The 14,237-nt window shown below is 67.4% G+C and carries 15 protein-coding genes; 6 read left to right on the forward strand and 9 right to left on the reverse strand.

The window, feature by feature from the left end:
- Positions 1-18 precede the first annotated feature (18 nt).
- On the forward strand, positions 19-825 hold the full coding sequence (locus QM618_RS09250) for an HAD family hydrolase (protein ID WP_428097531.1): 807 nt from the start codon (positions 19-21) through the stop codon (positions 823-825).
- Here QM618_RS09250 and QM618_RS09255 read toward each other — a convergent pair.
- Positions 815-1,639, reverse strand: a complete 825-nt coding sequence (locus QM618_RS09255) for a lysostaphin resistance A-like protein (RefSeq protein ID WP_428097533.1) — start codon at positions 1,637-1,639, stop codon at positions 815-817. The two genes, QM618_RS09250 and QM618_RS09255, sit on opposite strands and share 11 nt — an antisense overlap.
- A 148-nt stretch (positions 1,640-1,787) precedes the next feature.
- Here QM618_RS09255 and QM618_RS09260 point away from each other — a divergent pair, with 148 nt between their 5' ends.
- Positions 1,788-2,276, forward strand: a complete 489-nt coding sequence (locus QM618_RS09260; RefSeq protein ID WP_428097536.1) for a YdeI/OmpD-associated family protein — start codon at positions 1,788-1,790, stop codon at positions 2,274-2,276.
- Here QM618_RS09260 and QM618_RS09265 read toward each other — a convergent pair.
- Positions 2,273-3,169 carry a LysR family transcriptional regulator gene (locus QM618_RS09265; protein ID WP_428097541.1) on the reverse strand — a complete coding sequence of 299 codons (897 nt, stop codon included), beginning with the start codon at positions 3,167-3,169 and terminating at the stop codon, positions 2,273-2,275. The genes QM618_RS09260 and QM618_RS09265 overlap by 4 nt on opposite strands.
- 78 nt (positions 3,170-3,247) lie before the next feature.
- Here QM618_RS09265 and QM618_RS09270 point away from each other — a divergent pair, with 78 nt between their 5' ends.
- Positions 3,248-4,300, forward strand: a complete 1,053-nt coding sequence (locus QM618_RS09270) for an aminotransferase class V-fold PLP-dependent enzyme (RefSeq protein WP_428097545.1) — start codon at positions 3,248-3,250, stop codon at positions 4,298-4,300.
- Here QM618_RS09270 and QM618_RS09275 read toward each other — a convergent pair.
- Complete coding sequence (locus tag QM618_RS09275; RefSeq protein ID WP_428097548.1) at positions 4,293-5,264, reverse strand: NAD(P)-dependent alcohol dehydrogenase; 972 nt, start codon at positions 5,262-5,264, stop codon at positions 4,293-4,295. The two genes, QM618_RS09270 and QM618_RS09275, sit on opposite strands and share 8 nt — an antisense overlap.
- Positions 5,265-5,364: 100 nt before the next feature.
- Between QM618_RS09275 and QM618_RS09280 the strand changes: the two genes are divergently transcribed.
- Both QM618_RS09280 and QM618_RS09285 read left to right on the forward strand, forming a co-directional pair.
- Entirely contained in the window at positions 5,365-6,486 is a 1,122-nt protein-coding gene (locus QM618_RS09280) for a methylated-DNA--[protein]-cysteine S-methyltransferase (protein WP_428097552.1), read from the forward strand.
- Complete coding sequence (locus QM618_RS09285) at positions 6,479-6,736, forward strand: DUF1905 domain-containing protein (RefSeq protein ID WP_428097556.1); 258 nt, start codon at positions 6,479-6,481, stop codon at positions 6,734-6,736. Before QM618_RS09280 ends, QM618_RS09285 begins: the two co-directional genes overlap by 8 nt.
- Here QM618_RS09285 and QM618_RS09290 read toward each other — a convergent pair.
- Entirely contained in the window at positions 6,726-7,355 is a 630-nt protein-coding gene (locus QM618_RS09290) for a LysE family translocator (protein WP_428097559.1), read from the reverse strand. The two genes, QM618_RS09285 and QM618_RS09290, sit on opposite strands and share 11 nt — an antisense overlap.
- Positions 7,356-7,383: 28 nt before the next feature.
- Between QM618_RS09290 and QM618_RS09295 the strand changes: the two genes are divergently transcribed.
- A complete protein-coding gene (locus QM618_RS09295; protein ID WP_428097562.1) occupies positions 7,384-7,785 on the forward strand; it encodes an FKBP-type peptidyl-prolyl cis-trans isomerase in 402 nt (133 codons plus the stop codon).
- 70 nt (positions 7,786-7,855) lie between these two features.
- On the opposite strand, the gene QM618_RS09300 is transcribed toward QM618_RS09295, so the two are convergent.
- From QM618_RS09300 to QM618_RS09320, 5 genes are all read right to left on the reverse strand, one after another.
- A complete protein-coding gene (locus tag QM618_RS09300; RefSeq protein WP_428097565.1) occupies positions 7,856-10,309 on the reverse strand; it encodes a GH36-type glycosyl hydrolase domain-containing protein in 2,454 nt (817 codons plus the stop codon).
- Positions 10,310-10,379: 70 nt separating this feature from the next.
- Positions 10,380-11,156 carry an ABC transporter ATP-binding protein gene (locus QM618_RS09305; protein WP_428097569.1) on the reverse strand — a complete coding sequence of 259 codons (777 nt, stop codon included), beginning with the start codon at positions 11,154-11,156 and terminating at the stop codon, positions 10,380-10,382.
- Positions 11,143-12,024 (reverse strand): ABC transporter permease, encoded by an 882-nt coding sequence (locus QM618_RS09310; protein WP_428097574.1) that lies wholly within the window; start codon positions 12,022-12,024, stop codon positions 11,143-11,145. Before QM618_RS09310 ends, QM618_RS09305 begins: the two co-directional genes overlap by 14 nt.
- A 58-nt stretch (positions 12,025-12,082) precedes the next feature.
- A complete protein-coding gene (proC, locus tag QM618_RS09315; protein ID WP_428097578.1) occupies positions 12,083-12,940 on the reverse strand; it encodes a pyrroline-5-carboxylate reductase in 858 nt (285 codons plus the stop codon).
- A 9-nt stretch (positions 12,941-12,949) separates the two neighbouring features.
- A complete protein-coding gene (locus tag QM618_RS09320) occupies positions 12,950-14,176 on the reverse strand; it encodes a hypothetical protein (RefSeq protein WP_428097583.1) in 1,227 nt (408 codons plus the stop codon).
- Positions 14,177-14,237 lie beyond the last annotated feature (61 nt).

The following is a 14,237-nucleotide window of genomic DNA, read 5'->3' on the forward strand; positions in this document are numbered from 1 at the left end:
ACTCGCTAGGGTGGGCGCATGGCGCACGCACTCACCCCGCCAGCGGGGTTGCGACTCGTTGCGCTCGACATCGACGACACCCTCATCCCGTGGCGGGGCACGCTCGCGCGCGAGACCGTTGACGCCATCCGCACCGTGCGCGCGGCAGGGATAGAAGTGGTGCTCGCGAGCGGTCGCAGCGTGCGCTCCGTGCTCCCCGTAGCCCTCGAGTTGGGCATCGATGAGGCGTGGGCGCTGTGCAGCAACGGCGCTATCACGGTTCGTATTGCCGGCGGCGAGGCCGCCGAGCACGGCCGCCGCACCTTTGACCCGCGCGGCATCATGGCGGCGATCCGGGAGTTGGATCCGCTCGCGCCTGCCGCCGTCGAGATGTCCGGCCTCAGTTTCATGTACGACGGCGACCCTTACGCCTTTGAGCAGCTTCCGGTGAGCCAGGCGGCCGACTTCCCTGAGGCGGTGGCCTTCCTGTCCGTCTCGTCGCGCGTCATAGACGCGGCCACCTTCGCGGCCATCACGGCCGCCCACCCCGTGCACTCCGTGCCGTACCCGCACGAGGAGTGGGCATCGATAGACGTCGTCTCGTCCGACGCTGGCAAGGGGGCGGCGCTCGCCGCACTGGCGGCGGCACACGGCTTTGCCCCACACGAGTGCGCGGCCGTTGGCGACTATCTCAACGACATCCCGATGCTCGAGTGGGCGGGCTGGGCGGTAGCGATGGGTCAGGCTCCGCCTGAGGTGCGCGCTGTGGCCGACGCCGTGGTCGCCCGAGTGGAGGACCACGGCGCCGCACAGGCACTGTTGGCAATCGCTGCTGCTAGCTCGTGATCACCCCGGCGATCGCGAGCGGGAACAGCACCAGCAGGAACATGGCATCGAGGCCGTGGAACAGCACGCTCATCCAGTACGAGCGGTAGCGCTTGGTGAGGTACGCGTAGATCCAGTCGGTGACGAGCATCGCGGGCACGGCCCACAGCAGGTGCACGTGGTACAGCGCGAACAGCACGCCATTGGCCAGCACGTCCCAGCGCCCAAAGGCACCGCGCATCTTCGGTAACAGGATGCCGCGGAAGATGAGTTCCTCGCCCACCACGTAGTTGCACGCGATCAACACCACGAGCAGGCCCATGAGCCACCACTGGCCCTGCACCTCGGGAACGGCGAGGTTCTGGATGAGTCCCCACTCAGGGGCGGCCACGGCGGGGAAGGCACTCACGAGCGCGTTGTTGAGCGGCTCCAGTACTCCGCTCATCCCGATGGCGAGGTAGATGACCGCCACGACCACGGCCCACCACAGGTAACGCCAGCGCGCCCTGCCGGTGCGCGGGCTCATGGGCGCCTGCAGCCACAGCCGTCGCTTCACGCCGTCCCACGTGAGCGGCCTCACCTCGCGGCGCAGCAGCCAGAACGCGAGCAGCGTCTGCCACACGAGGCCCGCGGTGGCGAGCGCGAGGTAGCCGATCCCCGGCACCTCCATCCAGCCAAGGAACGTGGGCGTGATCCACCACAGGCTGAGGCCCATGGGGATGGCGCTCGCGGCCCAGACGGCGAGGATCTTCCCCAGTGAGTATTGCTCCGAATCGGGCAGATCGCGGTGGTGCAGCCCGGTTCTTGGAGGCTTCTCGTACGTGGTGATGGACATGGTCTTCTCCTTTGGTTGAGGCGGGGCTCACCCGCCACAACCACGCTAGAAACCAGGGGCGATGGCTCGCATCGCTCGTCCGGCCACACGTGCTCCCTCGCTCGCGTGAACTCGCGCCGCGCAAACTGGGGGACGCCCCTTAGGGGACGTGCGCACCCAAGTTGCCGTAGCGTCGGGCCGTATGGGAGACAGCCAGACGTACACCACCACCATCGAGGGCATTGGCAACAACGCGGGAATCCCCGTGCCCGCCGAGGTGCTCGAGGCGCTTGGCGCGGGCAAGCGGCCGGGCGTGCACATCAACGTCAACGGCTACGAGTACCAGAACACCGTGGGCATCATGGGTGGTCATGCGCTGTTGCCGCTTGCCGCGGCGCATCGCAAGGCCTCGGGGCTCGCGGCTGGCGACGACGTGACGGTGACGCTCACCGTGGCCGACGCTCCCCGCGCCGTGGACATGCCCGAGGACTTCGCGGCTGCTCTCGATGCCGCCGGGATTCGCGGGTTCTTCGACGGGCTGTCCAACTCGCTGCAGCGCATGCACGTGGGGCTCGTGACGGATGCCAAGGCGCCCGAGACGCGCGCTCGGCGCATCGAGAAGGCCGTTGGGCTCTTCGCGGAGGGCAAGCAGCGCTAGGCGCCTTTTCCACGGCCCGACGCTGGGGCCAGGAGGCCCGCGAAGGTGAGGGCCGCTGGGGCCGGCTGGGGAGGCAGTGCCAGGAAGACGTCGCGGTGGGAGCGCGGCTTGGTGCGGACGGTGACCGTGCCCGCCACTTGGGGGCTTGCCTCGATCGCCATGCGGGGAAGGATCGCGACGCCGAGGTGTTCCGCGACGAGCTTGAGCACCGTGACATAGTCCTCGGTGAGGAAGGCGATCTCTGGGGTGAAGCCGGCGTCGTTTGCGAGGGCCACGAGGTGGTTCTGGCAGCGCGCGCAGCCGCTGATCCAGCGCTCGCCCGCGAGGTCCGTGAAGCTCGCGGCCTTGCCGCGCGCGAGCGCGTGGCTCGTGGGGAGCACCAGGAGGTACTCGTCGCGGGCGAGTGGCGTGACCGGTTGGTGCTCAGGGACGGGAGTGGCGTCATCGGCGAAGCCGATGACGAGATCCGCCTCACCGGCATTCAGGAGCGCTAGGGAGTCGACGGTCTCGGCCTCGATGAGCCCCACCTCGATGCCCGGGTAGTCGCGCGCGAACTGCGCGAGGGGTGCTGCGAGTTGGGAGGCGCAATAGGACTGAAAGCTGGCGATGTGGAGGCGGCCAACTTGGAGGTCCGCGTGGTGGTGAAGCGTGCGTTCCGCGGATTCGAGGCTCGTAGCGATCGCGTCCGCGTGTTCCACGAGGGCCTGGCCCGCGGGCGTGAGCTTGGTGACCCTTCCTGCTCGCGTGGTGAGGGCAACGCCTGCGCCGCGCTCGAGCGCGGCGAGGTGGTGGGCGATCGTTGGTTCGCTGAGCCTCAGTGAGCGCGCGGCGGCGGCCTTCGAGCCGTGGCGGGCAACCTCGCGCAAGATCATGAGGCGGTCAACGTCGATCACCAGACCATGATGACATCGAGGTGTCACATAAGAAAGTGCAATATTGTCGCCTCCTTGAAGTGACCGCACCATGGAGGCATGGCCCGTCCCCTGCCTATTAGGCCGTTCTCAGACACCGCGTTCCCCAACGCCGCGTTCCACGTGAACACGGCCTCCGTTGGCATCCCGCCCCTCGCCGCCGTCGCCGCGCTGCACCGGTATGCGGACAACATGACGCGCGGTGTGTGCGACACCGCTACCTATGCCGTACACGTGGAGCGCTGCCGCGCGGCCTTCGGGTCTCTCGTGGGCGTGCGTTCGCGGGATGTCGCGATCGCGGGCACCGTGTCCCACGTGGTGGGCATGGCGGCGGCCTCGTTGCCCGCAGGCTCGCGGGTGCTGTGCGTCGAGGACGACTTCACGTCCGTGACGGGACCGTTCCTCAGCGACCCGCGCTTGCGCGTGACCCTGGTGCCCTTCGAGGCGCTCCTTGAGTCCATTCGCCCCGGCATTGACCTTGTTGCCGTGTCCGCTGTGCGCTCCAACGACGGTCGCGTGCTGGATTTGAGCGCGCTCGCGGCCGCCTCGCAGGCCGTTGGCGCCCTCACCGTGGTGGACGCGACGCACGGCACAGGCTGGCTCACCATTGACGCCAAGCCCTTCGACATCGTGGTCTCCGCCGGCTACAAATGGCTGCTCACTCCGCGTGGCATCAGCTTCGCGGCCATCAACCCCAGCGCCACGTGGCTGCGGCCCATCTACGCGAACTGGTCTGGCACCGACGACCCCTGGAACTCGCTCTACGGCCCTTCGCTGCGGCTAAGCGCTGACGCCCGCCGCTTCGACTCCTCCCCCCCGTGGCCGCTGCTCGAAGCCGCCGCGATCTCTCTCGAAACCGTGGCGAGCGCTCAGGGCCTTGGTGAGTGGAGCGTCGGGCTGGCGAATGCCTTCCGCGCGGAACTGGGCCTTGCCGCCTCCAACTCGCCCATCATCTCGCTGCCCGGCGACCCCGCCCCCCTGGCCGACGCTGGGGTTGCGGTGGCCGCGAGGGCCGGCAGGGTGCGGCTTTCGTTCTACGGCTACAACGATGAGGTGGCCGTTGAGCGGGCAGCGCGAGCGGTCCGCGAGAGCAGCATGGCTCTCGCTAGCTGACGTGCAGCACCAGCTTTCCGGCCACGTGGCCGTCCTCGAGAACTCGGCACGCGTCCGCGATCTCTTCCAGCGCGAAGGTGCGCTGGATGACGGGGGTGAGGGAGCCGTCGGCCAGGCGTGATGCCAGCCATTCGAGGTCCTTGGCGTTGATGTTTGCGAGCATTTTCTCGTGACGAACGCCCACCAGCTTCGCCCAGATGATGCGGCCGAGGATGTCGCGGCCGGGGCCAAGGATCTTGCCGTTCGCGAGGCCGCCTAGGGTCACCACGCGGCCGCGCTCGCTGAGCAGCGGCTTGAGGTGGCGCAGGCCGCGCGTGCTGACGGTGTCGATGATGACGTCGTAGGGGCCGGTGGGGAGGGCGGTGCTCGCGTAGTCGAAGGCGGTGTCCGCGCCGATGTCGCGCAGCATCTGCGCGTTGCGTGCCGAGGCCACGGCGTCCACCCGCGCCGCGCCAAGGATCCGCGCGATCTGCACCGCGAGGTGGCCCACGCCTCCAGAAGCGCCCCACACGAGCACGCGCTCGCCGGGCTCGACCTTGGCGAAGTCGCGAAGCGCCTGTAGTGCGGTGAGGCCGGCCATGGGGATGGCGGCCGCGGCGTCGAAGGGGACGTCGGGCGCGATGGGGGCGAACTGGGAAGCGGAGGCGATCGCGTACTCGGCGAAGCCGCCAAGGCTGATCTCCGCGAGCACGCGGTCTCCGGGAGCCACGTGGGTGACGTCTGCGCCCACGGCGTCCACGGTCCCGGCAATGTCAGCACCCAGAATGCGCGGCTCCTTGACGCTCCAGTTGCCGCCCATGCGCACCAGGTAGGGGAGGCCGCGGTACTGATGCCAGTCAAAGGCGTTGAGTGATGCGGCGGCGACGTGAATACGGACCTGGCCGGGGCCGGGTTCTGGGAGGGGAGCGTCGGCGATCTGCAGGTGCTCCGGGCCGCCATAGGCGGCGAAGGTGACGGCTTTCATGATTCCCCTTGAGTGTGCCTTGCTTCGCCGCGACTTACGGCGTAAGGTTTGAGGCGACGGTACACTTACGCCGTAAGTTCGGTCAAGTGATGGAGGCAAGATGGCCCGCGGAACGCTCACCAAGGACGCGATCCTCGATGCGGCCGTGGCTCTGGCGGACGCCGAGGGACTCGAGGCGCTGTCGATGCGCCGCCTCGGCACGCAACTGGGCGTCGAGGCGATGAGCCTCTACAACCACGTGGCCAACAAGGATGAGCTGCTGCGAGGAATCGTGGACCGTGTGTGGGCTGCGCTGGATCTCGCCCTCGACGAGCCGGACTGGCGCGTGGCGCTCCACCGGCTTTGCGGCTCCGGCCACCGCGCGATGCTCGCGCACCGGTGGTTCTTCCAGCTGCCGGTTGCCATGGGCGGCCCCGCGCGCATGCGGGTTATCGACGCAACGCTCGCCCACCTCGACCACGGCCGCATCCCGGACGAGCTCGCCTTCCACGCGCTCCACGTGCTCGACGGTCACGTCTTTGGCTACACGTGGCAAGACCTCGGCTTCACGGGGGTTCCCACATCGGGTCCCGCGGTCGAGGAGGCCGTCGCGCAGCTCGACGCCGCGAACCTGCCGCACCTCGTAGCCCATGCGATGCAGCACGTCTCCAATCACCCCCCGGGCGACGGCTTCGTCGTTGGCCTCGACCTCCTCCTCGACGGCCTCGCCCGCTCCCAGAATGGTGCTCCCATGTACGTGACCCAAACTCTCGAGACGCCCGACGGGCCGTTCACGATCATCGAGAGGGGCGGCGTTGTGGTGGGCGCTGGGTGGACCGGTTCGGTTGACGAGGTTGCCACTCGATCCGGTATCCAGCCCGACGCTGTGGCCGCGGGCTCTTGCACCTCGGCTTCGGCGGTGCTCGCCTACTACGCGGGTGATTCTGGTGCCGTGGCCTCGGTGCCCGTCGCTCCCCAAGGAACGGAGTTCCGGGAGCGCGTGTGGGAGGTTCTCCGCACTATCCCCGCCGGCGAGACTCGCACCTATGGCGAGGTGGCCGCGGAACTGGGCACGCCGTCGGCCTCGCGGGCCGTTGGTGCCGCGTGCGGAGCCAACGTGGTGGCGCTGTTTGTACCGTGCCATCGCGTGATGGGGGCGAGCGGGGCGCTCACGGGGTTCGCGTGGGGCGTGGAGACCAAGAAGTCGCTGCTGGGGCGCGAGGGGTCGCTCGCTCGTGTCTGAGTCGTTCACCACGGTGATGTGGGGCAACGCGAGCAATGCGGCGATCCCGGTGCCGCGGTCTGTAGTTGAGGCGTTGGGTGGAGGCGGGCGCGCCCGTGTTCACGTGGTGGTGAACGGGTTCGAGTTCACGAGCGTGTTGGCGTCCAACTTGGGGGAGCCCGCGATCGGGTTCAGCCAGGTGAGACGGCGGGAGTCCGGGATACAACCGGGCGACGCGCTCGACGTGACACTGACCCTCGTCAGTGCGTGAATGCCAACTTAATGCCGAATCCGGTGATGACCGTGCCCACGCCGGCATCGATTCCTCTCGTCACACGCGGTCGCTGCAGCCACGGCCTGATGCGCCCCGCAAACAGCGACAGAGCCCCCAGCCACACAATCCCCAGCACCGCATGGACGGCCGCGAGCGTGATGCCCCATGTCACGTGGTTCGCTTCCGGCGGGATGAACTGGGGCAGCAGCGCCACGTAGAACGCGCCCACCTTGGGGTTGAGCAGGTTGGTCAGGAACCCTTGCCCCGCTCCGGCGAGGAAGGTGTTGCCAGGGGTGGCAGCGTCGGGCAGTGCGGTGTGTCCTTTGATCGCTGCCACGATGAGCCGCACGCCCATCCACACCATGTAGGCCGCGCCCGCGAGCTTGAGGACGGTGAAGGCGGTCTGCGATGCGGCGAGCAATGCAGCCACGCCCACCGCGGCAAGCACGCCCCACACCAGGCAGCCGGAGACGACGCCGATGATCGCGCCCCACGCCCTGCGCTGCCCGGCGACGGCGGCCGATCGCAGCACCAGCGCGGTATCAAGCCCCGGAGTGATCGTCAGCAGGGCAACCACCAGGCCAAATGCCCACAGCACGTGCAGCGACGGGAACATGCCCTGATGCTACGCGTAGGCTCGCCTCATGACCGAAACGAATCTGCCCCAGATCACGCGCGACGCCGCGGGCGCGCCCATCCCTGACTTTGACGGCGTCCAGCTCCCTGACAACCTCCACGTTGAGGTTCTCGAGGCTGGCGACGGCGCTCCGGTCGTAGAGGGCCAGTCCATCACCGTTCACTACTCGGGGTGGCTGCCCAACGGCAGCACGTTCGACTCCTCGTGGGGTCGGGGCGAGCCGATCTCTTTCGTCATCGCGCGCGGCTCGCTCATTGATGGCTGGGTGGACGGCATCGTCGGCCAGCCGGTGGGCTCGAAGCTGCTGCTGAGCGTTCCACCGGAGAAGGGCTACGGCGCCCGCGCCGTGGGGCCGATCCCGCCGAACTCCACGCTCGTGTTCGCAGTGGACGTCCTCGACGCGCGCTAACTGCACGTCTTCAGTACCTGAGTGTCATCTTCGGCACACATCCAGCACTCAGTAACTCAGGGGACACCAGCTACCCCATCGTGACGGTGAGCACCGCTCCATCGCTCAACGCCTCAACGGGCACCAGCGCGCCGCGCCGCGAGTCACCAGCCAGGTCAACCTCGTGCTTGCCGATCATCACCGACTGCACGCCCGTGGCCACACCAAGCGGGTTCACCACGTTGATGGTCAGCGACATGCCGCGGAACACCCGCTCAACCTGGAACCCGTCCCACCCCTCGGGCAGGCACGGGTCGATCCGCAGCCCATCAAGCTCCGGCCGGATCCCCAGGATGTACTGCGTCACGCCCACGTAGGACCACGACGCCGTGCCCGTCAGCCACGGGTTGCGCGCCTGCCCAAAGCGCGGGCTCTCGGGCCCGTGCGTGAACTGGCAGTACACGTACGGCTCCACCTGGTGGATTTCGGCCGAGTCGTTGTAGCGCGCCGGCAGGTACGAGCGGTAGTAGTCGTACGCCCTGTCGCCGCGCCCAAGGATGCCCTCCGCGACGATGGTCCACGAGTTGGCGTGGCAGAAGATGCCACCGTTCTCCTTGTGGCCGACGGGGAATACCAGCAGCGATAGCCCAACTCCCGGCACCTCTTTGGTGTGGGCAGGGGCGCACAAGGCCACGCCATGCTCGGTAGCAAGCCGACGCTGCACGGAGTCCATCGCTCCGATCGCCCTCTCCTCTGGCACGGTTTGGGAGATGGCCGCCCACACGTTGGGCTCGAGGTAGATCTTGCCTTCGTCGAGAGCGTCGGAGCCCAGCTTGGCGCCCGTGGCCGAGATGCCGCGGATGTACCAGCCGCCGTCCCACGCGCCCTCAAGCACCGGCTGAAGTTCCTCAAGAACCGCCCGCGCCCACGCGGCGTCCTCGTCGCGTCCCGTTTGCTCCGCGAGCTCAGCAACCACGCGCGCGCCGTTTGCCATGAGGAAGGTCGAGAACATCGACTCTCCCGTGGTGCCGAACTGGATGCAGTCGTTCCAGTCCGCCTGGAGGCCCTGGACGAGGCCGTTGTTGCCGCGGTGGTCCAGCGAGAACTGGATCGCCTGGCGCAAGTGCTCAAACACGGTCGCAGAGCCGTGGTCGGCATACGGCAGCTCAACGTCCAGATAGGAAACATCGCCCGTCTCGTAGACAAAGTTCGCCACCGTGATCGGCAACCACAAGGGGTCATCAGAGCGGTACTTCTCCAAAGACGGTGTCTCCTCGTGACCCGGGTTGTGCGTCAGCGGCTTGACCAAGGGCATGGCCCCGCCCTCCGCCGTCTGCCCCGTCAGGATGAGCGACAGGCGCTCGCGCACCGCCTCGGGAATTGCGTGCGTCACCGCGAGCATGTCCTGCACGGTGTCGCGATACCCAAGCCCATCGCGGTCACCGGCCTCGATGAGCGACACCCCGCGAGACCAGTTGAACGTCATGTGCGTCTGGTACGCGTGCCACACGTTGATCATCGAGTTCATCTCGCCATCGGGCGTGGCCACCTGCAGCGGAGCCAAGAAGTCGCGCCATTCCTCGCGAATCGCGGCCAGCTCCGCGTCCACTCGCGAAGGCGTCCCAAACTCCGCGATGATCTCGCGCCCTGGCCGGTGGATGATCCCGTCGCGGTCGTCCCACGGCGCATCCGGCGAGCCCATGCCCAGCATGAAGATCACCTGGCGCGTCTCGCCAGGCGCCAGGTTCAGCACCGAGTGCAGTGACGCGCACGAGTTGTCGCCAACGGTCTCGGACCCGGAGCAGCGCCCGCGCTCCACGGCAAAAGGAGCGCTCTGCGTCCGATACGAACCCAAGAACACATCGCGGTCCGTGTCAAAAGACTCAACGTCAGCCCCCGCCTGCCCAAACCACAACTCGCTGAACGCCGTCCGCGTGGAGTTCTTCCTGGAAATCATCCCGTCCGCGTACTTCGCCACCACCACGTACTGCGAGTACTGAAGGTTCTCGAGGTCCTGCCGGTAATTCCACTCGTTCGCGAGCTCGGCGTAACTGAACAGCGAAACCTGCCGCGCCGTCGGGCCGTTGTTGGTGACCTTGATGGACCAGTATTCAAACGCCTGGTCCTTGGGCACAAAGAAGGTGGCCTCCGAGCGAATCCCGCGGTACTCGCTCTCGAAGATCGAGTAGCCAAGGCCATGGCGAACGGCCGACGCTTGGGTTGGCCGGCCGTCGGCCGTTACGTCATCGCCGTCCCGGCCACGCAGCGGCTTGCCAACCGGCTGCCAGGAGGCGCTCCAGAAGTCGCCATCGGCGTCGTCGCGCAGGTAGAGGAAGCGGCCGGGTTCGTCTTGCGGCACGCCGTTGAAGCGGAAGCGCAGTACACGCCCCGTGCCGCCGGACTTGTAGAACGAGTACCCGCCCGCGCCTTGCGTGATGATGCCGCCGTACAGGCGAGACCCCAGGTAGTTAGACCACGAGCGGGGCGTGTCTGGGCGGGTGATGACGTATTCGCGCGCTTCGTCGTCGAAGTGGCCGTACTGCATGGGGCGTCCTCTCAGCTGAGGACACCGAGCCTACCGAGCGGCGGCGCATGACGCGAAACGATTCGCAGCGCTACTTGAGCGATTCCTTGTAGCGCTCCATGATCTCTTCCACGGGACCGTCGGCAACGACAAGGCCCTGCTCCATCCAGATGGCGCGGTTGCAGAAGGACGTAATGGTCTGTGCGTTGTGGCTCACGAGGAATACGGTGCCCGCGTGCTCGCGCACCTCTTCCATCTTCTTCATGGACTTGGCGCGGAACTTGGCGTCGCCGGTGGCGAGGGCCTCGTCGATCATGAGGATGTCTGACGTTGCCGCCGTGGAGACGGCGAAGCGCAGCCGCGCCGCCATGCCAGAGGAGTAGGCGCGCATAGGCAGGTCGATGGCGTCACCAAGGCCGGAGAACTCGACGATGTCGTCGTACTTCTCCTTCACCTGCTGAGGCGTCATACCCATCGCGAGGCAGCCCAACTCAATGTTCTGCGCGCCGGTGAGGGAGGACGAGAGCGCGGCGTTGACGCCAAGCAACGACGTGGTGCCGCCCGTGTACACGGCACCTCCACTGAGCGGAAGCAGGCCCGCAAGCGCGCGCAGCAGCGTGGACTTGCCAGCGCCGTTGTGGCCGATGATGCCGATGCGTTCGCCATGATTGGCGACGAAGCTCACGCCCTTCACGGCCACGAGCGTGCGGCGGCCAGAGGTGGGGATGAGCGAGGGCCCAAGGAGCGTCTTGAGGGAGCGCTTGTTGGGGTCCTTGGTGGTGCGCCTGCCGCCCGTGATGTGATACGTGACCTTGACGCCGTCGGCGATGAGTACGGGGGTGCCGTTGAGGTCATCAGTTGACGCCATACTTGCCCTCCGATCGCCAGAAGTAGATGAGGCCGCCAAACGCGAGGCCGAAGGCCCACAGGCACATCACGGCGAGCTCGAGCGCGGAGGTGTTGAACTCCTGCAACAGCGCGCCGCGCACCATCTCAATGCTCAGCGCATACGGCTGGTAGGTGAGTACCGCGCCCAAGCCGGGGAAGTTCTGCGTGTAGTGCGCGATCGAGAAGAACAGGCCGGACATGTAGCGCAGCAGTTGCACCACGAACGGGATCAGGTTCTTGACGTCGCGCGAGTGCGTGACAACCCGCGACATCACGAGCGCAACGCCTGCGTTGAATAGCGCGATGAGCGCGAACGCCGGGACCACAAGGAACCACGACCACTGCGGGTGCTCGCCGGTGAGGTTCACGATGATGAGCATGACCACGATGGCGGGCAGCAGGGTGAGGAACTCGGTGACCACCACGGCGATGGGTAGCGCCGCGCGCGGAAAGCGCAGCGAGCGAATCATCGAGATATTGCCCACCACGGCGTTGGCGCCTTGAGACAGAGCTGACGAGCAGAACTGGAAGATGAACACACCGATGACGAGGAAGCCGATGTAGTTCTCGACTCCGCGGTCCGTTTGCAGCACCACGCCAAAGATGAGGCCGTACACGGCCGCGTAGAGCAACGGCGTGAGGATGGACCACAGCTGGCCAAGATAGGTGTTCTCGTTGCGCGCATACGCGCGCGTGCGCGCGAGCGCCCAGATGAAGCTGCGGCTGCGCCAAAGGTCTTTGAGGTACTTGCCCAAAGGTGGGCGGCCCACTTGCAGTGGGAGCCCGTACTGTTCGGCGAGTTGCGCGTACTCGGACGGCGCGCCGCCAGCAGCCTGCTCAGAACTCAACGCATTTCCTTTCGGCGCCGACCTGCGCGGGCCACCTACAACCTCACCAGGGTAACGGCTAGGCCTGGTCTTCCGTTGCCGTGAGCTCGTGGCTCAGTTCGCGAGCGCGTGCAACCGCCGCGTTCACGCCCGCCGCGACAACGCCCTGCAGGCCTGCGTTCTCCATCGCGGACAGTGCGGCAAGTGTGGTTCCGCCCTTGGAGCTCACGCCCTGACGCAAGTGCTGCGGCGACTCGCCAGAGTGCTGCAAGAGGAACGCGGACCCCACGAGCGTCTGCGCCGCGAGCTGGGTGGCAAGAATGCGGTCGAGGCCCTGGGCAACGCCGGCTTCGGTGAGCGCCTCAACGAACGCGTAGAAGTACGCGGGGCCAGATCCGGAGATCGCCGCGACCGCGTCAATCTGCGCCTCGTCCACCGCAACGACCAAGCCGGTGGCGCGCAGCATGCCGGCGGCCAACTGCAGGTGGCTTGGCGTGGCATTGGCGCCCGCCGCGATGCCGGTGGCGCCGCGCGCCACGATCGACGGCGTATTGGGCATGGCCCGTACTACTGGGGTGCCCTCAGGGAGCCGCTCCTCGTAGAACGAGGTGGGCAGAGCGGCGGCCACGGTGATGACGAGCGCGCCCTCCTTGACCTTGTCCGCGATCTGGCCAAGCGCGGTGGCCATGTCTTGCGGCTTCACCGCAAGGATCACCGCGTCTGCGCCGTCTACCGCCGCCGCAGCGTCCAGCTCAACGACGATGCCGTGGTTCTCACGCACGGACTTGGCGTTGCCTTCGGAGCGCGCGGCGGCCGTGATGCGGTCTTGCGGCCAGCCCGCAACGCGAAGCGCCGTGAGGATCGTGGAGCCCATGACACCCGTGCCGATGATGGCGATGCGGGGTGCGTCGGGAAGGGGGGTTGGCGCGGTGTTCATGCGTTGAGGCTACAACCCAAATTGGTCGTAGAACGCGGTGAGTTGTAGCGCAGGTCCTTCGAGGATGAATACGGAGGTGCCGTTGCGCCACACCAGTCCGGGACGCGGCGTAGTGACGATCGCGCGCTCGCCAACGGTGGTGCCCCCAGCCTCGACGGGAGTGGTGGCGGTGTCTTCGCCAACGAACTCCGTGAACATCGTGGTGGCGTCGTCCTCGTTGTAGTACTGCAGCGCACGCACAGTCATGGTGTCGTCGCCAGAGCGATAGGTGAGGTCAACGCCGTCGGCCACCCTGCCAGCCGTGAGCGCAATCTCGGCGGGATCCAGCACCGTTGCCTCGACAAGCGAGTAGGTGCCTACCGTGGTGGGCAGCGCTGACTGGAAGTCCGTACCCGTTGGCGCGGCGATCGGCTCGATGGTGGGGCTCGGTGCCGGTTCGGTGACCGTCACTCCTGGTACCACCTTGGAATCGGACTTCTGGGTGGCGGCGTAGATCGCGATTCCGGCGCCGATCACCACGATCGCGATGAGCGCCCACAGCCACCACTTCCGCTTTTTCTGGTCCGACGGCGGGGAGGGCTCCGCGGGCTCCTCACCGATGGGCGCTGGCTGGGTCTTGCGGCTGGGGACGGCCTCTTCTGATGTGGCGCCGAAGGCCATGGGGGTGTAGGCGGCGCCCGCGTCGAGCGCAGCGCTTTGGCTTGCGAGCCGCTCTTGCTCTTGGGCGACGATGCCCGCCGCGAGTGCATCCGCGCGCGCCTGCATCGTCTCGGGAGCCGCCTCTTCCTGGGCGTCGACACCATCCGCGAAGGCGGGCACGAACATCGGTGCTGGATCAAAGTCTGGGGGCGTGATGGGCGCTCCCGCGGGGACGGTGGGAACCCCGCCCAGCGGCGTAGGGGCGCCGGCCGCGCTCAGCGTTGCGGCCTCGACGGCCGAGTTGCCGAGCCGCTGCACGGCACCGTCCGGACGGTCCTTCGCGGGGAACTCTGGCGCCGTGATTGGCTTTGCGTCAGCCGAAGGCAGCAGCTCTTCCGCGGGAGGTGGAGTGACGGGCGCCACCACGGTGGCGTCGTCGTCCTCAACCGGCACGGGCTCGTCGTTGCGCTGGATCCACGCGGGAACGATTGGCTTGGTTGGCGTGCGCTCGTCCACGGGCGCGGGGTCGCGAACAGCGTCCCCCTCACTTACCGGAAGCCAGGGGATGCGCGGCGTTGGCTCGCTGTCTGGCGCCATGGTGTCCAGCGTAGGGCCCAGCGCTGGAATCCACGGGCAGCCCGTGCGTGTCTGAGGGTGC

The sequence above is a fragment of the Demequina sp. genome (assembly GCF_049841215.1).
In the GTDB taxonomy this organism is placed as follows: Bacteria; Actinomycetota; Actinomycetes; order Actinomycetales; family Demequinaceae; genus Demequina.

What these genes read in the sequence shown, in the direction of transcription:
- QM618_RS09300 (WP_428097565.1), bottom strand. Translation starts at nt 10,309, where the DNA reads ATGCAGTACGGCCACTTCGACGACGAAGCGCGCGAATACGTCATCACC.
- QM618_RS09305 (WP_428097569.1), bottom strand. Translation starts at nt 11,156, where the DNA reads ATGGCGTCAACTGATGACCTCAACGGCACCCCCGTACTCATCGCCGAC.
- QM618_RS09290 (WP_428097559.1), bottom strand. Translation starts at nt 7,355, where the DNA reads ATGTTCCCGTCGCTGCACGTGCTGTGGGCATTTGGCCTGGTGGTTGCC.
- QM618_RS09270 (WP_428097545.1), top strand. Translation starts at nt 3,248, where the DNA reads ATGGCCCGTCCCCTGCCTATTAGGCCGTTCTCAGACACCGCGTTCCCC.
- QM618_RS09255 (WP_428097533.1), bottom strand. Translation starts at nt 1,639, where the DNA reads ATGTCCATCACCACGTACGAGAAGCCTCCAAGAACCGGGCTGCACCAC.
- proC (WP_428097578.1), bottom strand. Translation starts at nt 12,940, where the DNA reads ATGAACACCGCGCCAACCCCCCTTCCCGACGCACCCCGCATCGCCATC.
- QM618_RS09250 (WP_428097531.1), top strand. Translation starts at nt 19, where the DNA reads ATGGCGCACGCACTCACCCCGCCAGCGGGGTTGCGACTCGTTGCGCTC.
- QM618_RS09275 (WP_428097548.1), bottom strand. Translation starts at nt 5,264, where the DNA reads ATGAAAGCCGTCACCTTCGCCGCCTATGGCGGCCCGGAGCACCTGCAG.
- QM618_RS09280 (WP_428097552.1), top strand. Translation starts at nt 5,365, where the DNA reads ATGGCCCGCGGAACGCTCACCAAGGACGCGATCCTCGATGCGGCCGTG.
- QM618_RS09295 (WP_428097562.1), top strand. Translation starts at nt 7,384, where the DNA reads ATGACCGAAACGAATCTGCCCCAGATCACGCGCGACGCCGCGGGCGCG.
- QM618_RS09320 (WP_428097583.1), bottom strand. Translation starts at nt 14,176, where the DNA reads ATGGCGCCAGACAGCGAGCCAACGCCGCGCATCCCCTGGCTTCCGGTA.